At 62.9% G+C, this 24,950-nt stretch carries 20 protein-coding genes; 2 read left to right on the plus strand and 18 right to left on the minus strand.

All coding sequences use genetic code 11. The features are described from left to right. The first annotated feature begins 98 nt into the window (after positions 1-98). Positions 99-1,871, plus strand: coding sequence for an alkaline phosphatase (locus CSE6_RS13430; protein ID WP_059440757.1), 1,773 nt, complete (start codon positions 99-101; stop codon positions 1,869-1,871). Between the two features lie 33 nt (positions 1,872-1,904). On the opposite strand, the gene CSE6_RS13435 is transcribed toward CSE6_RS13430, so the two are convergent. From CSE6_RS13435 to CSE6_RS13470, 8 genes are all read right to left on the minus strand, one after another. Then, positions 1,905-2,540 carry a DNA-3-methyladenine glycosylase I gene (locus tag CSE6_RS13435; RefSeq protein WP_059440758.1) on the minus strand — a complete coding sequence of 212 codons (636 nt, stop codon included), beginning with the start codon at positions 2,538-2,540 and terminating at the stop codon, positions 1,905-1,907. 137 nt (positions 2,541-2,677) lie between these two features. Further along, the gene (locus CSE6_RS13440; RefSeq protein ID WP_059440726.1) at positions 2,678-4,162 is read right to left on the minus strand and encodes an amino acid permease; all 1,485 of its coding nucleotides are present in this window, start codon (positions 4,160-4,162) and stop codon (positions 2,678-2,680) included. Positions 4,163-4,722: 560 nt separating this feature from the next. Further along, entirely contained in the window at positions 4,723-5,418 is a 696-nt protein-coding gene (locus CSE6_RS13445; RefSeq protein ID WP_229227578.1) for a hypothetical protein, read from the minus strand. Between the two features lie 113 nt (positions 5,419-5,531). Continuing rightward, complete coding sequence (locus CSE6_RS13450; protein WP_041744657.1) at positions 5,532-5,984, minus strand: c-type cytochrome; 453 nt, start codon at positions 5,982-5,984, stop codon at positions 5,532-5,534. 183 nt (positions 5,985-6,167) lie between these two features. Next, positions 6,168-7,766, minus strand: coding sequence for a bifunctional phosphoribosylaminoimidazolecarboxamide formyltransferase/IMP cyclohydrolase (gene purH / locus CSE6_RS13455; RefSeq protein ID WP_003071138.1), 1,599 nt, complete (start codon positions 7,764-7,766; stop codon positions 6,168-6,170). Positions 7,767-7,853: 87 nt separating this feature from the next. Further along, on the minus strand, positions 7,854-8,087 hold the full coding sequence (locus CSE6_RS13460) for a Fis family transcriptional regulator (RefSeq protein ID WP_003071135.1): 234 nt from the start codon (positions 8,085-8,087) through the stop codon (positions 7,854-7,856). Beyond that, positions 8,084-9,148 (minus strand): tRNA dihydrouridine synthase DusB, encoded by a 1,065-nt coding sequence (gene dusB / locus CSE6_RS13465; RefSeq protein ID WP_059440728.1) that lies wholly within the window; start codon positions 9,146-9,148, stop codon positions 8,084-8,086. The genes CSE6_RS13460 and dusB overlap by 4 nt, the downstream gene beginning before the upstream one ends. Before the next feature lie 154 nt (positions 9,149-9,302). Beyond that, the gene (locus CSE6_RS13470) at positions 9,303-9,956 is read right to left on the minus strand and encodes a M15 family metallopeptidase (RefSeq protein ID WP_003071132.1); all 654 of its coding nucleotides are present in this window, start codon (positions 9,954-9,956) and stop codon (positions 9,303-9,305) included. Between the two features lie 290 nt (positions 9,957-10,246). On the opposite strand from CSE6_RS13470, the gene CSE6_RS13475 reads away from it, so the two are divergent. Next, a complete protein-coding gene (locus tag CSE6_RS13475; protein WP_012839739.1) occupies positions 10,247-10,768 on the plus strand; it encodes a YqaA family protein in 522 nt (173 codons plus the stop codon). 1 nt (position 10,769) lies between these two features. Here CSE6_RS13475 and CSE6_RS13480 read toward each other — a convergent pair whose 3' ends face one another. The 10 genes from CSE6_RS13480 to CSE6_RS13525 form a co-directional block, all read right to left on the minus strand. Beyond that, complete coding sequence (locus tag CSE6_RS13480) at positions 10,770-12,137, minus strand: carbohydrate porin (protein ID WP_238585696.1); 1,368 nt, start codon at positions 12,135-12,137, stop codon at positions 10,770-10,772. 243 nt (positions 12,138-12,380) lie between these two features. Beyond that, the gene (locus CSE6_RS13485; RefSeq protein ID WP_059440730.1) at positions 12,381-13,001 is read right to left on the minus strand and encodes a response regulator transcription factor; all 621 of its coding nucleotides are present in this window, start codon (positions 12,999-13,001) and stop codon (positions 12,381-12,383) included. After that, positions 12,994-14,094 carry a sensor histidine kinase gene (locus CSE6_RS13490; RefSeq protein WP_059440759.1) on the minus strand — a complete coding sequence of 367 codons (1,101 nt, stop codon included), beginning with the start codon at positions 14,092-14,094 and terminating at the stop codon, positions 12,994-12,996. The genes CSE6_RS13485 and CSE6_RS13490 overlap by 8 nt, the downstream gene beginning before the upstream one ends. An 89-nt stretch (positions 14,095-14,183) precedes the next feature. Continuing rightward, positions 14,184-15,509 carry a TolC family protein gene (locus CSE6_RS13495; protein WP_012839743.1) on the minus strand — a complete coding sequence of 442 codons (1,326 nt, stop codon included), beginning with the start codon at positions 15,507-15,509 and terminating at the stop codon, positions 14,184-14,186. Between the two features lie 38 nt (positions 15,510-15,547). Beyond that, positions 15,548-18,718: an efflux RND transporter permease subunit gene (locus CSE6_RS13500; protein ID WP_012839744.1), complete on the minus strand. Its 3,171-nt coding sequence runs from the start codon at positions 18,716-18,718 to the stop codon at positions 15,548-15,550. Beyond that, positions 18,715-19,860 carry an efflux RND transporter periplasmic adaptor subunit gene (locus CSE6_RS13505; RefSeq protein WP_059440731.1) on the minus strand — a complete coding sequence of 382 codons (1,146 nt, stop codon included), beginning with the start codon at positions 19,858-19,860 and terminating at the stop codon, positions 18,715-18,717. Before CSE6_RS13505 ends, CSE6_RS13500 begins: the two co-directional genes overlap by 4 nt. A 424-nt stretch (positions 19,861-20,284) precedes the next feature. Beyond that, positions 20,285-21,283, minus strand: a complete 999-nt coding sequence (locus CSE6_RS13510; RefSeq protein ID WP_059440732.1) for a tripartite tricarboxylate transporter substrate binding protein — start codon at positions 21,281-21,283, stop codon at positions 20,285-20,287. 103 nt (positions 21,284-21,386) lie between these two features. After that, entirely contained in the window at positions 21,387-22,256 is an 870-nt protein-coding gene (gene nadC / locus CSE6_RS13515) for a carboxylating nicotinate-nucleotide diphosphorylase (protein WP_059440733.1), read from the minus strand. 150 nt (positions 22,257-22,406) lie between these two features. Next, positions 22,407-23,345 carry a hypothetical protein gene (locus CSE6_RS13520; protein WP_003071111.1) on the minus strand — a complete coding sequence of 313 codons (939 nt, stop codon included), beginning with the start codon at positions 23,343-23,345 and terminating at the stop codon, positions 22,407-22,409. A 46-nt stretch (positions 23,346-23,391) separates the two neighbouring features. After that, the gene (locus tag CSE6_RS13525) at positions 23,392-24,780 is read right to left on the minus strand and encodes a GGDEF domain-containing protein (protein WP_054075475.1); all 1,389 of its coding nucleotides are present in this window, start codon (positions 24,778-24,780) and stop codon (positions 23,392-23,394) included. Positions 24,781-24,950 lie beyond the last annotated feature (170 nt).

A 24,950-nucleotide genomic window follows, 5' to 3' on the forward strand; every position in this document is an offset into this window, starting at 1 on the left:
ACTGCGCCTGCGCCGGCTTCAGCCGCAGCGGCTCGGCGTTTCACAGCCACGTCATGGACGCTTGCCACGCTCGCGTTTTTGTCAGCAATGAAAGCACCATGACCGACGAATCCAGCAAGCCGCCGCTGCACAACCTGCTCAAGGGCACCACCGACCAAGCCAGTGAACTGAACCGCCGCCGCTTTGTGCGCCAGATGGCCTGGAGCGCCGGCGCAATGTCCGTGCTGCCGCTCGCGGCCTGCGGCGGCGGCGATGGCAGCCAGACAGAGGTCAAGCCGGCCGACCCCGAAGTCCGCTTCGTCCATGGCCTGGCCAGCGGCGACCCGCTGTCCGACCGCGTGATGCTCTGGACCCGCGTCACCCCGCCCGCCGGCCACCAGGCAGACATTCCCGTGCAATGGGAGCTGGCCAGCGACGCGGCGTTCGCCTCCATCGTGGCGCGCGGCGAGAGCAGCGCCACCGCCGCCAGGGACTTCACGGTCAAGGTCGATGCAGCCGGCCTCAAGCCGGCCACGGTCTATCACTTCCGCTTCCGCGCCCATGGCGTGACTTCGGCGGCAGCACGCACGCGTACCCTGCCCACCGGCTCGGTGGCCCAGGTCAGACTGGCTGTCTTCTCCTGCGCCAACTACCCGGCCGGCTACTTCAATGTATACGCCGATGCCGCCAGGCGCAGCGACCTGGACGCCACGGTACACCTGGGCGACTACATCTATGAATACGCGCGCGGCGGCTATGCCTCGGCCCAGGCCGAGGCCATGGGTCGTCTGGTCAATCCTGCCGGCGAAATTCTCTCGCTGGCCGACTACCGCGAGCGCCATGCCCAGTACAAGAGCGATGCCGACCTGCAGGCCCTGCATGCCGCCGCGCCCATGATTGCCATCTGGGACGACCACGAATTTGCCAACGACACCTGGAGTGCGGGAGCCGAGAATCACCAGCCCGGCGAGGGCGACTTCGCCATGCGCAAGGCGGCTGCCATGCAGGCCTACCACGAATGGATGCCCACGCGCACCGCGAGCGCCGAGCGGATCTACCGCAGCTTCGACTTTGGCGATCTGGTCTCGCTGCACATGCTGGACACCCGCGTGATAGGCCGCGACAAGCAGCTGGACTATGCCGATTTCATGACCTCTGCCGGCATCGACTCGGCGGGCTTCACCACGGCCATGGCCAATCCGTCGCGTCAGTTGCTGGGGCAGACCCAGACACAGTGGCTGCAGCAGCAGATGGCGGCCTCCCGTGCCACCTGGCAGGTACTGGGCCAGCAGGTGCTGATGGGGCGCATGAACATTCCCGCTCCCATACTCATGGAGACCATCCAAGCCGGCGCGGGCGTATCGGTCTCGCAGTACGCAGCGCTGGTTGCCAAGGCGCAGGCCGCGCCGGCCACACTCACGCCTCAGGAGCAGGCCATCCTGGCCCAGCCTTCGATCCCCTACAACCTGGACGCCTGGGATGGCTACCAGGCCGCGCGCGAGACCGTTCTGGGCTCCGCGCGTCAGCTCGGCAAGAAGCTGGTGGTGCTGGCCGGCGACACGCACAACGCCTGGGCCAGCGAGCTGCAGGACATGAACGGCAAGGCCGTGGGCGTGGAGTTTGCGACCTCCTCGGTCAGCTCGCCAGGCTTCGAGGAATACCTGCCGGGCGAAGACCCCGCCACGCTGGCCGCTGCGCTGCAGCAGCTCATCAAGCCGCTCAAATACTGCGACACCTCGCGCCGCGGCTATATGCTGGTGACGGCCACGACAGATGCCTGCCGCGCCGACTGGGTATATGTGAACACCATCAGCAGCCGCCAGTTCACCGCCAGCACCGAAGCCTCCATGAAAGTTCTGGCCAGCGCGCCGGGGCTGCTGGTCAAGGCTTGACCCCCGGGCCGGCAAGGCGGAACAAGCCCGCCCTCAGGGCCTCTGAAAAGCGGCTCTGGCGCGTTCCACTTCTGCTCTGGTGATGCAGCCCGGCGCATGGTCGTTGACCATGCCCATGGCCTGCATCAGCGCATACATGGTGGTCGGCCCGACAAACTTCCAGCCGCGCTTCTTGAGCTCCTTGGACAGGGTTTGCGACTCCGGCGTCTGGGCCTGAATGGTCGTGCCTGTCGATGGCACAGCAGGCTGATAGCGCCAGAAGAACGCGGCCAGAGAGCCTTCGGCCTGGACCATTTCGATGGCCCGCTGGGCGTTGTTGATCACGGCTTCAATCTTGCCGCGGTGGCGCACGATACCCGCGTCCTGCAACAGGCGCTGCACATCGGCCTCGCCGAACTGCGCCACGCGATGAAAATCGAAACCCACAAAGGCCGCGCGAAAGTTCTCGCGCTTGTTGAGAATGGTCAGCCAGCTCAGGCCGGACTGAAAGCCTTCCAGACAGAGTTTCTCGAACAGGCGCTGATCGCTGCCCACCGGAAATCCCCATTCGCGGTCGTGATAGTGCACATAGCCCGGCGTGGCCAGACACCAGCGGCAGCGCTGCTGGCCGTCTTCGGCGGACTGGGTGGGGGAGCGGGTCGGCGTGGTCTCGGTGGGTTCGGTACTCATGCCCAGCACTCTAACCAATGCAAAAGCCCTGCAGAGCGTTCCCTGCAGGGCTTTTTTTTGATAGCTTCTTGCGCTTGATATCAAACGATTTCAGATATTAAACATATTGAAATCAATGAATATCAAGCGCTAACAGCTCACTTTTTATCCGTCTGAGCCAGGCGCGAATGGCGCATGCCATAGGCCATATAGATCACAGCACCCAGCGCCATCCAGCCCAGAAAGCGCAGCCAGGTCAGCGTGGTCAGATTCAGCATCAGATAAAAGCACAGCAGGGCCGAGAGCACTGGCAGCACAGGCACAAAAGGCACGCGGTAGCCGGCTCCGGCGTCGGGACGCTTTTTGCGCAGCACCAGCACGCCGATGCTGACCAGCACAAAGGCCGACAGCGTGCCGATGTTGATCATCTCCTCCAGCAGCTCCACCTTGGTAAAGCCTGCCAGCAGCGCCACGATCACGCCCACAGCCAGTTGCAGGCGAACCGGCGTCTTGCGCCTGGCCGATGTCATGCCCCAGCTGCGCGGCAGCAGGCCGTCGCGGCACAAGGCCAGCAACACGCGCGAGCTGCCCATCAGCAGCACCATGACCACGGTGGTCATGCCGATCAACACGCCCACCGAGATGACCTGCGCCGCCCAGCCGGCGCCCACGGCAATGAATGCAGTGGCCAGCGACGGGTTCTCGGCCCTGGCCAGTGCCGTATAGGGCACCATGCCGGTCAGCGCCAGCGTGACCAGGATGTAGAGCACCGTCACCAGCACCAGCCCGCCGAGAATGCCGCGTGGCAGCGTGCGCTGCGGGTCCTTGACCTCTTCGGCCGAGGTTGCCACCACATCAAAGCCCAGGAAGGCGAAGAACACCAGCGATGCGCCCGAGATCACGCCCAGCCAGCCATACTGGCTGGGCTCGGCACCGAACAACCAGGCCAGCATGGGCTGCCCCCACAGGTCACCGCTTACGCCATGAGCCACCACGGGCGGCTGTGCACTGGGTACAAAAGGCCTGAAGTTGTCGGTGTTCATGTAGGTGAAGCCGACGACGATCACAAACACGGTGATCGCCAGCTTGATGACGGTGAACAGGTTGTTGACCTTGGCTGAGACCTGGGTGCCTGCAATCAGCAAGGCCGTGAACACGGCCACGATGAAGAACGGCCCCCAGTTCAGCGAGAAGCCGCCGATCTCGATGCTTTGCGCGATCTCCAGCCCTGCCGTGGAGAACACGGCCGACAGATAGATACCCCAGTACTTGGCCAGCACGGCAGCGGCCGAGATCATCTCCAGCAGCAGATTCCAGCCAATGATCCAGGCCAGGCCCTCGCCCAGCGTCAGATAGGTATAGGTATAGGCGCTGCCCGTGACGGGCACGGTGGAGGCGAACTCCGCATAGCACATGATGGCCAGCGCGCAGGTCGCGGCCGCCAGAATGAAGGAGAAAATCACGGCCGGCCCGGCAAAGCTGCCGGCTGCGCGAGCCCCCACCGAGAAAATCCCTGCGCCCACGGCCACGGCCAGGCCCAGAATCATCAGATCGAAAACACCCAGCGTGCGCTGGAGCTGCCGGCCCGGCTCGTCGGAATCGGCCAGCGCCTGTTCAATGGTTTTGGTTTTCAGCCACTGCATGCATATCCCCGGGCTTTGAGAACGTGTTTACGATCTCTACGCAGCCGCGTTGGAGCGCAATCGGGATGAGTTCGAAGCGATGGCTCGCCGCTTGCACCGGGGTGCAAGCAAGAGACAGCGCACAGAAATCGCCCGATTTCGCTCCACCCCTTCGGGACAGTGTCTTTGCGGGCGGTCTGCGGCGTTGCGAATCCTCGCAATAGCACGGCTATTGCTGCGGTATCGCGCCTGGCATCCCATCCCGCAAAGCCACTGTCGCGGCGCGAGGAGACCGTAAACACGTTCTTAACCACGCTTTTGGCGCGGCGCTTTCGGCCCGGTCCTTTTTGTCAAAAAGGCATCCTAGGGATTTCACCAGTGGTGCGCAGATTCCCTGCAGCATCACCAGTCCATCTGCATGTTTTGTGCAGGCCCGGCTGCACACCCATCTCAAAACAGACTAGTCAGGCCCGCGTTTCACGAAGCCTGCACCGCGCTCAAAAATCGCGCTGTAGTCCTGCATGCAAGCGAGCACTGACGCAGGATTCAAAAAGACCCGAGGCAGAGCGATCCTGCCCGGCTCAGATACGCGGAGGCTGTGGCGGCACATCGGCCGGGCGAATCAGCAGGCAAAGCACTGGCACCAGCATCAGCGCAGTGACCACATCCAGCACATGGTGCTGATGCACCAGCATGGTTGAGGCGCAGATGGCCACGCTCCATAGCCCAATCAGCAGACACAGCCCCCAGCGACCACGCTGCCATTGCGCCTGGCAGATGGCCAGACAGGTCAGCGCCGTGTAGACGATGTGCAAAGAGGGCAGCAGATTGTGCGGCTTGTCCACCAAGAACATGGTCGCAAAAATGCTGCGATAGGGCTCGAATTCGGGAATCGCGCGCTCGAAGGCCAAATTTGCCGGGAACAGCACGAAGATCAGACCGCAGATCAGCGTACCCAACACCTGGCGCTTGCCCAGCGCCGCCGTGCCGGGCTGCCCCACCAGCCAGAACGGCAGGGCCAGAAACGGGAAAAACGAGAAATAGACAAAGATGAATTCCGGCACCAGCGGAATCATGGCATCCCAGCGCGTGATGAAGTCATAGCGCTGGTCGCGCAGGCTGGCCAGCCAGTTGGCCGTAGGATAGATCGCGTAGGTGGCGATGTTCACCCATATGGCCCAGAAGACAAAGCCACGCTGGCGAGCCGGACCAGCCCCGGATCCGTGGACTGCCTGATCGGCGGGGCGAAGAGCGGGAGCACGCGCGGGTTTTGCCATGAGCGGATTATGAAAGCAAGGCCTGCCACCCTGCGCAGGCTGCAAAGCAAAAAAGGCTAGCAGCGCAAAGCGCTGGCAGCCTTGGAATTCACGCAGGATCTCGGCAACCAGGCCTATTGAGCCGCGGCCGATGGCGCCTGAGCCGACAGCACCCAACGGGCCATCTGCAGAGAATCGGCCTCGCTGATCTGCGGGTGGCGCGGCATGATCACATTGCCCCAGACACCCACGCTGCCGCTGCGAATCTTGTCTGCCAGATAGCTCTGGGCATCGGCTTGCGAGCCGTACTTCTGTGCGATCTCCGTAAAGCCCGGGCCCACAAATTTGCGGTCCAGACCATGGCAGCGCATGCAATCTGCGCCCTCCACCAGCTTTCGGGCCGCCGCCAGCTCGGGCTTGGCAGCCACCAGCGCATCCGCCGCCTTCTCGGCCGTGCTGACCCGCATGATGCGCCAGCCGATATTGGCCACGCCCAGTGCCGACGCCAGCATGACCAGCCCGATCAGCCAGCCAATCCAGCGCGGCCTGGGCGGATAGTTTTCTTCGTCGTCGATGGGATCTGTCATACCAAGCACCAGATTCAAAAAAGAATGGCCAGCAAATGCCGGCCACAGAGCACAAAGCACAAAACTGGCGCGCCCTAAAACCAGAGACACCAAGGAAGCGCCGTCGCGCACCGAGGGTGTCGTCCCCCTCCGGCGCTCAGCGCCAGAGAGGGGGAAGGCGCGATAGCGCCTCAGGGGGAGCAATTAGTGCCTGAAATGGCGCACGCCGGTGAACACCATGGCCACGCCACGCTCGTTGGCCGCATCGATCACTTCCTGATCGCGCATGGAGCCGCCAGGCTGGGCCACGCAGGTGGCACCGGCATCGACCACCACGTCCAGGCCGTCGCGGAAGGGGAAGAAGGCATCCGACGCCACGACGGTGTTCTGCAGCGACAGCTTGGCGGCTTCGGCCTTGATGGAGGCGATGCGGGCCGAATCCAGGCGCGACATCTGACCTGCGCCCACGCCCATGGTCATGCCGTTCTTGCAGAAGACGATGGCATTGGACTTGACGAACTTGGCCACGTTCCAGGCGAACAGCAGGTCCTGAAGCTCTTCGGGGGTAGGCTGCTTGACGGTCACGACCTTGAGGTCGGCCAGCTTGAGCTCATGGTTGTCCGAGGTCTGCAGCAGCAGGCCCGAGCCGATGCGCTTGGACTCGATGGCGTTGCGGCCGTTGTCCCAGTCGGTTGCGCCGCCGGCGGGCAGAGCGATCTTCATCAGGCGCACATTGACCTTGGCCTTGAAGATTTCCAGGGCTTCGGCGCTGAACTCGGGAGCCATCAGCACTTCGACGAACTGCTTGGACACGGCTTCGGCAGCGGCCTTGTCCACAGCGCGGTTGAAGGCGATGATGCCGCCGAAGGCGCTGGTGGGGTCGGTCTGGAAGGCCTTGGAATAGGCTTCGAAGGCATTCGCGCCCACGGCCACGCCGCAGGGGTTGGCGTGCTTGACGATCACGCAGGCAGGGGTGTCAAAGCTCTTGACGCATTCCCAGGCCGCATCGGCGTCGGCGATATTGTTGTAGCTCAGCTCCTTGCCCTGCAGCTGCACGCCCGTGGCCAGCGAGCCGGGAGCGGGGTACAGATCGCGGTACCAGGCGGCTTGCTGGTGGCTGTTTTCACCGTAGCGCAGATCCTGCACCTTGATGAAATGGCCGTTGGACTGGCCGCCGAACAGGGCGCGCTCGGGCACATATTCTTCGCTGAGCTTTTCGTCTTCGAACTTGACGCTAGACAGATAGTCGCTGATCGCTCCGTCGTACTGGGCAATGCGGTTGAAGGCCGCCACGGACAACGCAAAACGCAGCTTGTCGGACAGCTTGCCATTCGCCTTGAGTTCGGCCAGCACTGCTTCGTACTGGTCGGCAGCGGTCAGAACGCCCACATCCTTCCAGTTCTTGGCAGCGGAACGCACCATGGCGGGGCCGCCGATATCGATGTTCTCGATGGCGTCGGCCAGCGTGCAGCCGGCCTTGGCCACGGTGGCTTCAAAGGGGTAGAGGTTCACGACCAGCAGATCGATGGTCTCGATGCCATGTTCCTTCAAAGCAGCCATGTGCTCGGGCAGTTCGCGGCGAGCCAGCAGACCACCGTGCACCATGGGGTGCAAGGTCTTGACGCGGCCATCCAGCATCTCGGGGAATCGGGTGACTTCGGCGACTTCGGTCACGGGCAGGCCCACGCCTGCCAGCAGCTTGGCGGTGCCACCGGTGGACAGCAGTTGCACGCCAAGAGCGTGCAGGGCTTGCGCAAATTCGACGATACCGGTCTTGTCAGAGACGGAGATCAGAGCTTTCATGGGCGTCAATTCAAAGTTTGGATAAAAACAAGCTGCAAGTGCAGATATATCAAGCGCTTGCAGCTATGGATTTGGTAGCTTCGTCGTTCAGAGCAATTCGTGATCGACCAGCTTTTTGCGCAGGGTGTTGCGATTCAGGCCCAGCCATTCGGCGGCGCGCGACTGGTTGTTGTCGGCCTGGCCCATCACCACTTCCAGCAGCGGTTTTTCGACAAGACGAATCACCATGTCGTAGACATTGGCCGGTGTTTCGCCCTCGAGATCGCGGAAATAGCCCTCCAGGCTATCGCGAACGACTTGTTCTAAATTCTGATTGCTCATGCAGCCATTTCTGCCGGTTCGTCCAGCTCGCTGCTTGCTTCAGCAGCGGCCATGGCCGCCGGGATCCGCTCCATCTGCTGCCCCAGGGCATCCAGATAGTCGGCCACGGCCTGCCATTGCACCGCACAGTCCTCAATAGTGTTGATGTGTTTTCTGATCTCTTCCCCGCCCGGCAGAGCTCGCAGATACCACGCAATATGCTTGCGGGCGCTGCGCACGCCGACTCCCTCGCCATACAGGCTGTAGTGATCTTGCAAATGTTCGAGCAGCAGACGACGCAGCTCGGCCACCAGGGGAGGAGCCAGATGCTCGCCCGTGGCCAGAAAGTGCGCGATCTCGCGAAAGATCCACGGCCTGCCCTGAGCTGCACGGCCGACCATGATGGCGTCCGCCCCCGTATAGGCCAGCACATCGCGGGCCTTTTCAGGGCTGTTGACATCGCCATTGGCCACCACGGGCACTTTGACGGCCTGCTTAACGGCCGCAATCGTGTCGTACTCGGCAAAGCCCTTGTAGCCCTGCTCGCGCGTGCGGCCGTGCACGGTCAGCATCTGGATGCCGACATCTTCAAACTGGCGCGCCAGCAGAACTGCGTTCTTGTGCGTATCGCACCAGCCTGTGCGCATCTTCAGGGTGACGGGCACGTTGTAGGGACGTGCGGCCTCCACCACGGCCTGGGCAATTTCCACGGCCAGCGGCTCGTTCTGCATCAGGGCGGAACCTGCCCATTTGTTGCAGACCTTCTTGGCCGGGCAGCCCATGTTGATGTCGATGATCTGCGCGCCGCGCTCGATGTTGTAGATGGCAGCCTCGGCCATCATGGGCGCTTCGGTGCCGGCAATCTGGACCGAGATCGGCCCAGGCTCGCCTTCATGGTTGGCACGGCGACTGGTCTTGAGACTGTTCCACAAGTCCTTGCGGCTGGTCACCATCTCGCTGACCGCGTAACCGGCCCCCAGTGCCTTGCACAGCTGACGAAACGGCCGGTCCGTCACACCCGCCATGGGAGCGACAAACAGACGATTTGCCAATGGAATATGACCAATGTGCAGGGCGGGCATGGAGAGAATTTGGTTTCTGCGGCAGACAATGTCTGGCACAGACCGGGCGCTGGAAAAGAGGGGGCAATTATACCTGCTCAAATTTTCAGCAAAACCAAACTCCATGCATCACCCTCCGAGGCGAGTCACTATCGGGCAATGCAGCACCGGCGTCTCAGTTTTTACGCACCGGCATATCAAAGTACTGCTCGGGATAGGGCTCGCTGACCAACGTGTAATGCCACCACTCCTCTGGCAGGTTCTTCCATCCGTTGCGCTGCATCAGGCTGCGCAGCCAGCGGCGGTTGTGCTGCACATCGGGCGATTGCTGGGCATTGTCGGTATGCGACTGCTCGTCAAAGAGATCGAAGGGCGTTCCCATGTCCACTTCGATACCGTCGGCCAGCGGGCCACGCACCAGCTTTCTGGCGCGCTTGGCATCCACCACCAGCAGCGTCATGTCCACGGTGCTGGCACGGCTGTGACCCGATTTCTCGGCGATATAGCCACGCTTGAAGAGCTCGCTCTTGGGCACGCGCGGGTAATACATGTCCTTGTTTTTCTGATCGGCCATATCGCGCCCCCAGCGCACAAAGTCGTCGACGGCCGCCTGGGGCCGGTAACAGTCATAGACCTTCAGAGCCAGCCCCTGTCCAGCCAGTTCCTTTTGAACAGCTGCCAGAGATTCGGCAGCCACGCGGCTGAGCCAGCAAACCCCGGCTTCGTAGCCAGCCACGGGGCGGCCCATGAAGTTGTGCTTGGAGACATAGCGCATGTCCTGCTTGATGCCGGGCGCCAGCGTCGCCAGCGGCACCAGATCGGCAGCCACCGTGACCGCTGATCTGGCATCGGACGGCGCGATGGTCTTTATGTTCGATGCGCAACCAGCTATCAAAAGCAAAACGACCGCCAGGCCTGTGGCCTGACTCGATCGCATCATTTTTTTTAGAGGGCTGAAAGCCATTCCTACTCCCATTGATCTGGCGTTACCGGATAACACCTGTGTACGCATTTGGATAAGAAACCATATATCAACAGCCTGCAACTATGGCCGATGACCGAGAAATGACAGGATGCAAAGTTCAGGGAATTGAGCGACCCGCCTAAACTAGCCGCCCTATGGAAGCGTGGATACATCAGTTGCTGCAATGGCTGGCCCTGCCGGAGCTGGGCCTTAGCACCGTGTTTGTCGTGGCCCTGGTCTCGGCCACCCTGCTGCCGCTGGGATCTGAGCCCGTGGTGGCCGCACTGGTCTCAGCCAACCCCGATCTGTTCTGGCCCGCCATTGTGGTCGCCACGGCGGGCAACACGCTGGGTGGGGCCATCAGCTGGTGGATGGGGCTGGCCGCCAACCAGGCCTGGAACAAGGCCAAAAAGCTGCGCCGACATGGAGAGCCGCCGCCCCAGAACATGCACCACAAGTCACGCTGGAACCGCATCGCCCGTTACTGGCTGCGCAAATACGGCGCCAAGGCCTGCCTGCTGAGCTGGCTGCCCGTCGTCGGCGACCCGCTATGCGCGGTCGCCGGCTGGGTGCGCCTGCCTTTCTGGCCCTGCGTCGCCTATATGGCAGTTGGAAAATTCCTGCGCTATACCTTGATGACGGCAGGCCTGCACCAGATCATCCTGCGGTTTTTCTAGATCAGAACTCGGTGTGCAAACGCACAGCCAGTGCGTTGACGGGCCCACGGTCCGCGTTGTATGCAGGGTTGCGGATATGCTGCCAGTCAAAGCTGATGCTGGATTGTTTGCTGATCCCCACGCTGTAGAACATCTCGAGAATATTCTCGGGCTTGTAGTTCAGACGCCCGTCACCAATGAACGCCCCCACCCCGCCCTCTGCCAGATACCGACGGTGTGTGGACGAGAGGAAATTGCGCGCCACGCCTATGCCCAGCGTATCGTTCGCCCGTCCCCATTTGCGCCCCTGGATCAGCAGACCCGCAGAAAGAGAGCGGTCGATTTCCGTGAAGGCATAGATTTCCGTCTTGCCATCGGCCCAGCTGCCACGGGCAAAAAGACCCACGTCATCACTCAGCGCCTGCTCCAGGTTGATGCCGAAGCCTTGCTTGCTTCTGGCACCGTAGCGCGCAACATTCAGATCCGGCACCGCCCCGGTCTGCGCCGCCAGGTTGAGTGCATCGTCATAGCGCGTCATCACGGCGTGGTTGCGAAAGACCAAAGCACGCAACTTGCCCGGCTGGCCCGCCAGCGTGTGTGCGTGGGCTACTTCCAGCTGATCGCCGTAGTGTTTGAAAATTCGATAGTCCAGCGGCTGGCCGTTGGGCTCCTTGGGCTGGATGAAGCGACCGAAGCGCACCTCCCAGTCGTCGTGAAACCACTCCAGCACCGCCCCCCAGCTGTAATCTCTGGCATCTGCGGCATAGTCAAACGCGCCTTGAGTCATCAGCGACCAGTTCATGAACTGCGTGCGCGGATCATGGCTGTAGCGGTTGTCGTCAAAGATATCGATGACCGCCAGATTGCCCACCGTGAGCACAGTACGACGCTTGTCCACCATGCCCGCCAACTGCCTTGCCTCCGACTCCACCGCCTCTTGCTCGCCGCCATGACTCCAGGTCTGGCGCAAGAATGCACGGGCGCGATAGAGCTTCAATCTTGCTCCCGAAGTTTTGGCCAATTCCCCATTGGTAAAGCCACCCAGGCCTGCCAGTCCCGACAGAGGAATGCCCTGCGCGCCTTCCAGATCAAGATAGACCTCCCCCCCAGCCCATGGACGGTATCCAAGAGATGCAGTGGTCGTGAAGGAGTAGCTGCGTTCGCGCCCCGGCAACAGGCTTTTCTCTCCGGTATAGGGTGCAGAAAAGGACGGCTTGCGCTGCCAGACATAGGTGGCCTGGAACTTGGCATTCCACCTCTCAGGCTCTGTGTTTACCCCACCCGCATCAGCTGCTGACGCTGCTGCAGAGGCCTCTTCACTGCCTGCATGGACTGGCTCTGCACTCTGCTGCGCATGAGCAGGCAGCCCCCATATCATGCACAAGGACATCAAACTGCCCGTGCAAAGCTTGGCGAAACCAATTTTGTTATTGAATGTTCTTTGCTGACGCATTGACCGCTCCTGGCGAACCCGCCATTGTGAACTGGCAAACCCGCACATGCTCCAGAAAATTCATGCGCAATCTGCACATGGAAACCGACACGAACAATTCTTACGTTCGCCGTACCGGCACCCGCGACGCCTGCTGCGCCCGCGAAGTGACAGTCCGGCAGGCCAACCATGTGGCTACCATCAGCGGATGCACAGCTTCTCCAGCATGCGCACCAGCTCGGCAACCGAGCCAGCCTCCATCTTGCGCATGGCTTGAGATCGCCTGACTTTGATGGTGATTTCGCTGACATCCAGCTCTCCCGCGATCTGCTTGTTGAGCATGCCTCGCACCACGCCAATCAACACCGACTGCTCCCCACTGGACAGCGAATTCCAACGCGAACGCAACTCCAGCAACTGCCCATCCTGCGCGCGACGCTGGCGATCAAGGGCAATACCTTGCTGTATGGCATCCAGCAAGTCCTGATCGCGAAACGGCTTGGTCAGAAACTCTATGGCCCCGGTCTTCATGGCCTCCACGCTCATGGGAATATCGCCATGGCCGGTGATGAAGATGGTAGGGAAACGCAGCCCCTGCTCCAGCATCTGGCGCCTGAACTCCATACCGCTCTGGCCCGGCATGCGGATGTCCAGCACCAGGCAGGCCGGCCCCTCGGGCGGGCTCAGCTCCAGATGGGCGAGAAAGTCGCGCGTCGCGCCGAAGGCGGACACGACCAGTCCCACGGAGAGAAGCAAATCCTCGATGGCCGCGCGCACCGAGGCGTCGTCATCGATCACATACACGGTTTCGAGCTCAGCCAAGCTTGTGTCCTCCTGATGCGGGATCACCCGAGGCGACGAGAGCCGCGATGGTCACATGAAACACGGCGCCGCTGTGCCCGTCCTCTCGCTCTGTGGCCCAGATGCGGCCACCATTGGCCTCGGCCATGTGGCGACTGATGTTCAACCCCAGACCCATGCCCTCACGCTTGGTGCTCCAGAAGGCATCGAACAAATGGCTTTTGGCCAGCGGCGATAGCCCCTCTCCCGCATCGGTGACTGTCAGCACCAGCTGCTGGCCCAAGGCCTGGGTAGCCACGGCAATGCGCCGCTGCACGGCCGGCGTTTCCTGCATGGCGTCCATGGCGTTGAGCAGCAGATTGCCCAGCACCTGCAAAAACTGCACTCGGTCGCACCAGGCCGGCGCCAGACCCGGCGCCAGTTGCAGGTCCATGGCAATGGCGCGCTGGTTCAGGTCCGCGCCCGACAGATTCACCATTTCGCGCACTGCCTCGTTGAGATCGAACTTCTGCTTGCTCGGTGCCTCGCCGCGCGCCATGGAGCGGATACGCGCAATGACCTCGCTGGCGCGCCGCGCATCACCCAGGATGCGCTCCAGCGCCTGACCGGCTTTTTCGAGATTCGGTGGCTGCTGAGCCAGCCAGCGCTGGCTGGCATTGCCGCTGGTGACGATGGCGGCCAGCGGCTGGTTGACCTCATGGGCGATCGAGGCCGTCACCTGTCCCAGGCTGGTGGCCTGAGTGATGCGCAGCAACTGGGTCTGTGCTGCGTGGGCCGCATTCTGGGCGGCCACCATCTTCAGGCCCAGATAGGCCGTGATAACGATGGCCAGGATGCTGATGCCCGTATTGATGAGTCCGGTTCGGTAGGCGCCAGCCGGCGTCAGCGCAAAGCTGGCCAGGGTGAGCGCTATGCACAGCGCCGTGGTGCCTATCACCAGGCGCGGGCTGAACCAGCGCACCGCCACGAGGATGACGGCCGTGTGGAACACGGCCGCGGCCACCGCATACTCGGTCAGCGTATCCAGCGCGAAGATGGCTGCCATGGTCGCTGCCATGCCAGCCAGGATCAGGGCCCGGCGCAGATGCAGGAAGCGTTGCGGTTTGGCTGTCATGGCATGCAGGGCGGAGCTCAGAGCGTGAAAGACCCGTTGATTGTGGCGCAAGATGCGCGCACGCCAGCCCTGCCCGCCTACTCCACTCATCACAGCGCAGGTCGCTGGCCTATGCTCAGTTGCAGATCGACCGTAGCCTTGGCCAGATCAGCATTGGCCTGCAGATAGCCGAGGTAGGCATCATCGGCCGAGCGCTGGGCCGACAGCAGCTCCAGCAATGAAGCCTGGCCGTGACGGTAGGACAGTCGGATGCTCTCGAGCACGCGCTGCGCATCCGCCAGCACATTGCTGCGATAGCGCTCCACATTCTCCTGCGCCGCCGCGAAACGGAAGTAGGCGGAGCGCACATCAGCCTCGGCCTTGTGCTGCGACTGCTGCAGCCCCAGCATGGCCTGGGTCACGATGGCCTCGGCCTGCAGCACCTCACCGCGGTTCAGGCGCGAGAACGGGATGGGCACGCTCACCGAGACCGACAACATGCGCGAGCGGTTGTTCGCATCGAAGACATTGCCTTTGGCGTCCACACCCGCAGACGTGGCTGGTATGGCGGTCAATCCCACGGCCAGCGTGGGATTGACCCAGCGGTTGGCCTGGGCCAGGCCGGCATTGTCGCGCGCATTGTCCAACGTGGCCTGGGCCACGCGCACATCGCTGCGCACATGCAGAGCCTGGGTCACCAGGACATCGATGCTCTTGTCGTTCGCAAAGGGCTGGAAATCGCATTGCAGCTCGTCGGAGCCGAAAATCTCCAGGATCCTGCGCCCCAGCGGCACGCTCAGGGCCAGACGTGAGGTCTGGGCATCGGCGCGGGCCTGCGTCACGTCGGCCTGGAACTGGTCGCGCTCCACGCGCGACTGCCGCCACTCAACGGTGCCGACGTCGCCGGCCTTGCGTCGCACCTCGTTGGCCTTGACCACATCGGACAGAGCATTGAGCGTCTGCTCCTTGCGCTCCAGCGCCTGGCGATCGCGGCAGGCCTGTGTGAAGTCCTGGGCCGCATCGGAGAACAGCTGGGTGCGGAATCCCTCGACCCCAGCCTCGGCCAGCCGTACCTGGCTGCGTGCGGCGCGAATGCGAGCCGAGCGCTTGCCGCCGGTCTCCAGCTCCATGCTGAGTTCATAGGTACGGTTCTGCGGGCGCGGCAGGCCGCTATTGACCTGCTCGCGCGCAGCGCCCAGCGAGAGCTGGGGATCGGGTCGTATGCCCGCGATGCCGACGCCAGCCCGGGCCGACACCACGTTCTGCTGCTGTGATTGCAGGTCCAGGCTGTGCTGCTCGACAGCGCTCAGATAGTCGCTGAAGCGCAGCCCGGCGGCGGCGGGCTGCGCCGCGGCCTGGGCCAATGCCGTGCCACCCAGGCCCAGCGTCGCCAGCAGCAGAGCCAGGCGCTTGAGGGAAAGAAAGGGAAATTGCATGGTGCTTCCAAGTTGGTAGGTATCGCGCGGGCCCGGACTCAGGGGGCCATGCGCTCCGCGGCGGCCGATGTCGTCACCGGAGCGGCATCCTCGTCGTCGAGTTCCCCGCGCTCGGCCGCTCGCCGGCGCTTGCGCTCAAGCGCACGCTGGGCACGCAGCTCGATCACGTAATAGAGATTGGGCAGCAGCAGCAGGGTAAGCAAGGTGGCGCTGGCCAGCCCGCAGACCACCACGGTGGCCAGCGGCCGCTGCACATCACTGCCCAGGCCCGTAGCAAGCATGGCCGGCATGAGACCGAAGGCTGCCACCGTAGCCGTCATCAGCACCGGACGCATGCGGCTCGATGCCCCCTCGAGCACGGCATCGCGCAACTCCAGACCGTCCTCGCGTCGCAACCGGTTGATCTGCGAAACCATGAGCACGCCCGACAGCACGGCCACACCGAACAGCGCGATGAAACCCACGGCACTCGAGACATTGAGCGTCATGCCGCGCAGATGCAGTCCGGCAAAGCCGCCGATCATGGCCAGCGGCACCACGCCCAGCACCAGCAGCGGCTGGCGCAGATTGCCGAACTCGCCGAACAGCAGCACCAGCATGATGCCCAGCGTCAGTGGCAGGATGACCAGCAGCCGTGCCTCGGCACGCTGCAGGTTCTCGAACTGGCCGCCCCACTCGATATGGGTCTTCTGGTGGTCGTACTGGAGCTGGGCATCGAGAGCCTCATGCGCATCCTTGAGGAAGCCCGCGAGATCACGGCCGCGCACATTGAGCTTGACCAGAATGTGGCGCTCGCCGCCCTCGCGCACGATCACGCTCTGTCCCACCGTGGTGCTGATGCGCGCCACATCGGCCAACGGCACCTGGGCGCCATTGGCAGCGGCCAGACGCAGCGCGCCTATGGCTTCGGGGTCACTGCGAGTGCCGGGCGCGAAGCGCACCGTCATGTCGTAGCTGCGTTCACCCACGTAGAGCTGGCCTATGGAGGCCCCACCCACACCTGTGGAGATCAGCTGGGCCACATCGGCCGCGTTGATGCCGTAGCGCGCGGCTGCCGCACGGTCCAGGTCTATGCGCAGATTGGGCAGCGGCGGCTCGATGTCCACGGCCACATCGGCCGCACCGGGCACCTTGGACAGAATGCCCACCATCTCGTCGGCCACGCGCCGGTCCTCGCTCAGGTCCTGGCCGTAGACCTTCACGGTCAGGTCGCTGTGCGCCCCCGAGAGCTTGTCCTGCACGCCGTCGATCATGGGCTGCATGAAGCCCACGGTATAGCCAGGCATCCTCTCGAAATGCTCAGCCATCTTGGCAATCAGTTGCTGCTTGTTCAGGCCCGACTTCCATTGATCGTAAGGATGCAGGCCCACGCTGGCCTCGATGTGCGAAGGCGTCCAGTAATCGGTGCCGTCGTCGTTGCGTCCAGTCTGGGTCACGACATAGGACACCTCGGGGAACTCCAGCGTGGCCCGACGCAGCTCGTCGGCCATGTCGCGGGCTTTGTCCAGCGTGATGCCGGGAGGCATCTGCACCTGCAGCCAGATCGAGCCCTCGTCCAGATAAGGCAGAAAGTCGCGGCCTATGGTGCCGGCCAGCAGCACCAGCGCCACCATCGCCGCCGCCACGGCCCCTACCAGCCAACGCATCTTCCCCACAGCGTCGCTGAGAAAGCGGTCATAGCGCTCGCCCAGGAAGTAGAGCACGGGGTTGTGGAAGATCTTGCGCGGACGGCGAAAGGCCATCCAGGCCAGGCCCGGCGTGAGCAGCAGCGCCACGGCCAGCGCTCCCACCAGGGCCGCCCCCACGGCACTGGCCATGGGCGAGAACAGCTTGTACTCGATGCGCTCGAAACCGAACAGCGGCAGATAGGCAGCGGCGATCACGCACATGCCGAAGAAGATGGGGCGCGCCACCTGCAGCGTGGCCGAGATGGCGTCGCGCGGCGTCAAGGGCTTGTCCTTCTGGGCCTCGCGGCGGCGCAGAATGTTCTCGACCACGACCACAGCACCGTCCACCAAAATACCGAAATCTATGGCTCCCAGCGACAGCAGATTTGCCGGGATCCTGGCGTGATGCATGAAGACGAAGGCCAGCAGCAGCGCCATGGGAATCGTCAGCGCCACGATCAGCGCCGCGCGCGGGCTGCCGAGGAACAGCAGCAGCACCAGGGTCACGACGATCATGCCTTCGGCCAGGGTCTTGCCCACGGTATGCGTGGTGCGCTCGATCAGCGTGGTGCGGTCCAGATAGGGCACGACCTTGACGTCGGGCGGCAGCAGCTTCTCGTTGAGCTCCTTCACTGCGGCATGGATGCCTTCCAGCGCCTTGGAGGGGTTCGCGTCCTTGAGCAGCAGCACGATGCCTTCCAGCGTGTCGGAGTTGTCGTCCTTGCCCAGAATGCCGCGACGCTCCACATTGCCATAGGTCAGGCGCCCCAGGTCCTTGACCAGAATCGGCGTGCCGTTGTCCGAGGTCTTGACCACCACATTGCCCATGTCGTCGAGCGATCTCAGCAGGCCCACGCCGCGCACCACATAAGAGACTTCGCCACGGTCTATGACGCTGCCGCCGCCGCTGGCGTTGTTGGCATTGAGGGCCTCGATCACCTGGGACAGGGTCAGCCCGTACTGCAGCAGGCGCGCGGGGTCGAGTTCGAGCATGAACTGTGTGGTCAGGCCGCCAAAATTCGTCACGTCCACCACGGACTGTGCTTTCTTGAGGCGCGGAATCACCACCCACTGCTGCAGCTCGGACAACTCGCGCAGGCTGTGTGTGGGGCTTTCCAGCGTATAGCGGTAGACCTCGCCCGTGGGCGAGCTGTAGGGGTCGAGCGCGGCGCGCGCGCCATAGGGAAGATCGACCTCGTCCATGCGCTCCTTGAGGCGCTGGCGCGCCCAGTAGCCATCGACCCCGTCCTCGAACACCACGGTGATCAGCGACAGGCCGAACAGACTGCGCGAACGCAGCACATGCATGGCCGGTGTGGCCAGCAGCGCACGCTCCAGCGGAATCGTGATCTGCTGCTCGATTTCCTCGGCCGCCAGACCCGGCACCTGGGTGACGATCTGCGAGGTCACATCGGCGATGTCGGGATAGGCCTCGAGCGGCAACTGCTTCCAGCTGAACCCGCCATACAGGGCTGCAAAGATGAAGATCAGCCACACCACGCCGCGACGTGCAAAACTGAGATTGACGATGCGCTCGATCATTGCAGCAGCACTCCACCGTTGACGACGATGCGCTCGCCGGCCGCCAGGCCCGAGCGGATCTCCACCTTGCCATCCTGCTGCACGCCGACCTGCACGTCGCGTGGCTCAAAGCGGGCGCCCTTGTCCGTGCGCCCCTTGTCTACGAACACCCGTGAGCTCACATTGCCCTGGAGCAGCGCCGTGGTCGGCACCATGAGGGCGTCACGACCCGGTCCGTCGAAGCTCACGCGCGCAAACATACCCGGGCGCAACCGCCCTTCGCGGTTGTCCACGGCCACGCGCACCTTGACGCTGCGCGTGGCGGCATCAACGATCTCACCCACGTATTGCACACGGCCTTCGAGCTTGAGGTCGGGATAGGCGGTCAGCGCGATATGCGCTTGCTGGCCCACATCCACATGGGCTAGGTCGCGCTCGGGCACGCTGGCGCTGAGCCAGACCTTGCTGAGATCGGCCACGGTCATCACCGAGGCATTCACGTCGTTCCAATAGCCGCCCTGCGAGCCCGCCATTTCCACCACGCGTCCGCTGATCGGCGACTTGATCACATAGCTGCCGCGCGAGCTGGCCTGCACATCGGCACCAAGCTGAGCCAGGCGATCGCTCGCAGCGCGCGCATCGGCGCTGGCTGCGGCCAGCGCCTGCTGCGCGGCCTCGTAGTCCTTGCGCGCCGCGATCTCGGCATCAAACAGCAGCTTCTGGCGGTCGAACTCCTGACGCGCCAGCAGCAGCGCGGACTGGGCCTTGGCATTGTCCGCCCGAGCGACCGAGATATCGGAGGAGTCCATGGTGATCAAGGCCTCGCCGACCTTGACCGGGTCGCCGAGCTGTCGATGCAGATGCACCAGCCGGCCTGCGACCGGAGGCGTGATCTTGACCATCTTTTCAGGCTCGGCCTCGATATTCGCCGGCGCCGAGATCAGGGTTTGGACCTGCTCCTGGGTGGCCTGTGCCAGCCTCAGCTGCGCCAGCACTGGAGATTGCGACGGCACCACGACCAGATTGCCTTCGCGGTGCAGCGCAGTCCGGCTATCGGCAGCGGCGGCCGGCGTCTGTTTGTCGCCGTTGCAGGCAGCGAGTGCCAGACACAACAGCAGGCAGGCAGGCCCCACGGGACTGCAGGAGTTCAGGGCTTGTTTCATAAGCAGCAAACAATGGCATCGATATGGCCAGGGCAGGTCCCGGCCCAGGATTGATCCTGTCTCGCCCTCGCAACTTCTTGAATACAGAAGCAGCTTTGCAGCAGGACAGAGAAGCGGGAGAGCATGAGGAAGCCGCGCGCCATAGCGCCGTCAAGGAATGGGCATCCAAAGGTAGCTTCTTCATGCGATGGGCGGCAAAGCATGCCGCCGTGGCGCCAGGGTCTGGTGCCCTGATCCCCGCCTTTGATTATCAAACCCGCCAGTCGACAAAGCGAGCCTGCCTTGGGAAGAGAGGCTTGGCTTTTGGTTGGCCTCAGCTATACCTTCGTATAGCTAACTCGTCATATGCCTGAAACAGAACAGGCCACCTTTGCAGGTGGCCCGTCACGAACATGGGCATCCGGCGTCGCCCGCTGGCCTGCGCTCAATCCACCGTGAGTCCGAGCTGCGCGGTCACGGCCGCATAGCGCTCGATATCGGCTGCGATGAGCTTGCCGAACTGGGCGGCAGACTCCCCGGCCGGGGTATAGCCCTGCTCGCGCAGCGCCTGCTGCATCTCTGGCTCGGCCAGTATCTGCGTCAGCATCTGGTGCAGACGGGCGATCACAGGCTCCGGCGTGGCAGCCGGCGCCAGCAAGCCATGCCACTGCTCTACGGCAAAACCGGCCAGGCCCTGCTCGGCCATCGTGGGGACATCGGGCAGGGATGCGACGCGGGCCGGTGCCGTGACAGTGATGGCCCGCACGCGGCCTGCAGCTATCAGGGGCGCGGCGCTGCTGACTGTGACCACGGCCACAGGTAGCTGTGTTGCGGCTACTGCAGTGATGGCCGGGCCGCAACCCTTGTAGGGCACATGCTGGAGGCTTGCATGGGCGGCCTGGGCCAGCATCTCACCCGCCATATGCTGGGGCGTGCCGTTGCCGCAGGAGGCAAATGGCAAAGGCTGGCCAACGCTCGCTCCGGCCAGCGCATCGTGCAGATTGCGCACGCTGCTTTGGCTGGGAACCACCAGCACCGAAGCGATGCTGCCGACGTTGAACACAGCCTTGAAGTCCCGGCGTGGGTCGAAGTCCAGATGCCGGTAGACGCCGGGATTGATGGCAAACGAGCTGTTGGCCATGAGCAGCGTGGCGCCGTCGGGTGCTGCCTCGGCCACTACGCTCGCTCCGATATTACCGCTGGCGCCGGGCCGGTTCTCCACTACTACGGACTGGCCCAAACGCTGCTGCATGGCCGCGCCCAGGCGACGCGCCAGCAGGTCCGTGCCACCGCCTGGCGGAAAGGTCACAACGATGGTGATGGGCTTTTCAAAACGGACTACCGCCGTGCCCGCGCGGGCATGCCAAATCCCCGCAGCCGTCACCGCCAGCGCTGCAGCAACCAGTACCGCCCAGCTGCGGCGCCACTGAAGCACGGCCTTCATCAATGCCCCCCTAGAACAAGGGACCGCAAGCAAGCGCCGCTACGAAGCAAGGCTGCCCCTCTCCCATGGAAGGAAGCGACAAAGCCGCTCAGGGGGGAGGCCATCAAGCGTCCAGACCTATATCGAGCACGCGCGCACTGTGCGTGAGCCAGCCCACGGCAATCTGGTCCACGCCCGTGGCAGCCACGGCAGCTGCGGTTTCGGGGGTAATACGCCCCGAGGCTTCGGTGATGGCCCGGCCCTTGCACATGCCGACCGCAGTGCGCAAATCATCCAGACCCATATTGTCCAGCAGCACGACATCCACGCCCAGTTGCAACGCCACATCCAGCTGGGCCAGCGTATCCACTTCCAGCTCGATCTTGACCATATGTCCCACGCCGGCACGAGCACGCCCCACAGCCGTGGCGACATCGCCGGCCAGCGCAATGTGGTTGTCCTTGATGAGTACGGCGTCGTCCAGGCCAAAACGGTGGTTGCTGCCGCCACCGACACGCACGGCGTACTTCTGCAAGGCTCGCAGGCCCGGCATGGTCTTGCGCGTACAGGTCACTCGGGTGCCGAAGGGCTTGATGGCCTCTGCAATCGAATGCGTGGCGCTGGCCACGCCGCTGAGATGGCAAAGGTAGTTGAGCGCCGTACGCTCGGCCGTAAGAATGGCTCGGCTTTTGCCACGAATGCGGGCGATCTCCATGCCAGGCTGCAGCAGCGTGCCGTCTGCGCAGCGGACGTCAAACTCCATGCGAGCATCCATCAGCACAAAGGCCAGACGTGCCAGATCAAGTCCGGCCAAGATGCCATCCTGCCTGGCCACCAGACGCAACTCGCCCATCGCATCGGCAGGAACAATGGTGTCGGTGGTCAAGTCTGCGGCGCGTCCCAGATCTTCCAGCAAGGCCATGCGTACCAGCGGCTCCAGCATTACATCGGGCAGGGATGGGACGGACAAGGCTGCAATTTTATTAATGCTCATTTTGAGTATTTTTAGTTCAATAAAAAACGCAAAGACTTCCAGATCGCTTTCAGGCCTTACGCAAACGGACTTATGCTAAGTCTGAGCATTATTTAAGTCAAGCCGCTCCCGCAGTTAAAACAGTCCTCCATCCCAAGAGTGGCTCAGGGGCTAATGACTTCTTGCCAGCGGCAGCTTGTTGCCAGCAATGGCGCGCTCCAGCATTACATTGCGTCGGAAGCGGAACAGCTTGGCCGGGCGGCCCGCACCTACGGCCGTCATCTGGCCTGTTTCCTCAACCAGCGCCTGCTGCTCGATCAGGCGCCGGAAGTTCTGCTTGTGCAAGCCGCGCCCCGCCAATGCCTCCACCGTCTGTTGCAACTGCAGCAGCGAGAATTCCTCGGGCATCAGCTCAAACACCACGGGCCGGTATTTGATCTTGGCGCGCAAACGGGCCATGCCGGTAGCCAGAATGCGGCGGTGATCATTACTCATGGCGGCACCGGGCAGCAATTCGGCCGCGCGTGCTTCATCGCCCTCGCCCCAGGCTTCGGGCACCACACCTGCCTCAAACAGCAGCTCGTAGCGCTGCAGAACCAGCTCCTCGTTCCATTCGTGCTCATCAAGGCCAAAAGTCATTGAAGCTCTTTGCCAGCGTGCGCTTCTAGCTACACTATCTGAAGCAGCTTCGCTCCAGGCATGCAGCGCTGGCGCAATGCGCTCGGCAATCACGCCGGGCATCCCGTCGCGCCAGTCCTCCCAGGGAAAGTAGCGGTACCAGTCCTGCCAGCCCGGCTGTGCGGCACCGACCTCATCCAGTTCCTGAGTCAGCGCCAGATAGCTGATGGAGATGACATGCATGCCCAGCTGCTGCGAGCGCTCCCGGTCTGCGAAGGTGTAGAGCTGCTCCACAAAGCCCAGAGGATGGTGGGTCTGTTTCTCCACCCAGGCACGCAAGCTGGCCTGCAGCGAGCGGTGGTTGCTGGTAAAAGGCCCGGCAGGCAAGGCACGCCCGGACCCGGTGGTCAGGATACGGGGCTGGCCACCCGTGACGGCAACCAGCACTGCCACCAGATCGGCCTGCACGGAATGCAGTTCGGAATTGTTCAAACCACTCAAAAGCTATGAAGACGAGGACAGGGAGGAATAGCAAATTCTACGGTGAGGCAGCCCCTGTCCACGGCTTATCCGGACTCTTCCCCGAAAAGGTCAAGGAATCGCCCTGCGCCAGCAACTCGGGCGCTTGCACCAAAGGCATGTTCATCGACCCCGTGGCGATGGCCACCTGATTGCGCCCCCTATGCTTGGCCCTGTAGAGCGCCGCATCTGCGCGCTTGAGCAGATCGTCCTCGGTTTCGCCTGGCTCCCAGAGCCCAACCCCTAAAGAAATGGTGAAACGCCCCACCTCGGGATCGGCGCATTCCGCCACGGCACAGCGAATGCGCTCTGCCAGTCCTGCGGCCACACCGAGGCTGGCATCCGAGAGGACGATCAGGAACTCCTCCCCACCCCAGCGCACGGCATGGTCATAGCGACGAACCTTGCCGGAAAGCACATGTGCCACCATCTTGAGCACGCGATCTCCGGCGACATGGCCAAAGCGGTCGTTGACCTGCTTGAAAAGATCGATATCGCCCAATATCACGCCATAAGGCCGCAGCTGATTCTGAGCCTGAAGCTGGTTGCGCTTGAGCTCGGTCTCGCCTGCATGGCGGTTGAGCAAGCCCGTCAGCTTGTCGCGGTTTGCGCGCTCGCGCAGCTCCATCTCTCGCTGCACCATGCGGCTGATGTCCTTGGATGCCCCTACATAGTGGCTGATCTGCCCTGACTCGTCGCGCAGAGCTGCAATGCTTTGCTCGGCGTAGTACACGCCGCCGCTTTTGTGACGGTTGATGAAGGTGGCGCGAAAATTGTGGCCAAGACTCAATGCTTCCTGCAACTGGGCATAGAACTCCGGCTCATGCAGGCCCGAGCGCAGCATCTCGGTGGGCTGGCCCAGCAGTTCCGCCGCGCTATAGCCCGTGAGAGCTTCAAAAGCCTGGTTGACAAAGACGATGGTGGAGTCGCGATCCGTGATCAAGATGCCGTCATTGGTCGCATTCAATGCCCTGGCGAGCAGCGCGCGCTCCTGCTCGGCCTGCACACGCTCCGAAATATCGCGCTGCACCGCCACAAAGTGCCGAATGACGCCCTTCTCATCACGCACGGGGGAAATATTCCACTCCACGTGGTAGGTGCTGCCGTCCTTGCGGTAGTTCACCACACTGCCCTGAAATGGCAGGCCTTGCTCCAGAGACTCATGCAAACGCTGCAACACCAGTTGATCCGTCAGCGGCCCCTGCAACATGCGCGGCGAGCGGCCCAGAAGCTCTGCTTCGGTGTATCCGGTCATCTCGCACATGGCTGCATTGCAGTACTCGATGACAGCCCCCTCTCCATCCAACCTGGCATCGGTAATCATCACTGCGCAAAAGGACTGAGCCATGGCGATCTCCAGCAACTGGCCGGTGATCGTTCGCTTTGCGATGGCATTGGCACGAATCATGTTTGAACCTCAAGCGCGCTTGCAGTCGTGAAGGCTCATTATTCGTTACTTTGCGTCACTTGCGTATACCAAAAACATCAGCATCTCAGCTTGTCCACGCCGAGCTGCCCTCAGCGGTGCAGCCACCAGGCCATAAACCGGAAATTGCCGGGCTTGTCCCGTTGGCTGAG

Source organism: Comamonas sp. E6 (genome assembly GCF_001010305.1).
GTDB classification, from domain to species: Bacteria; Pseudomonadota; Gammaproteobacteria; order Burkholderiales; family Burkholderiaceae_C; genus Comamonas; species Comamonas thiooxydans.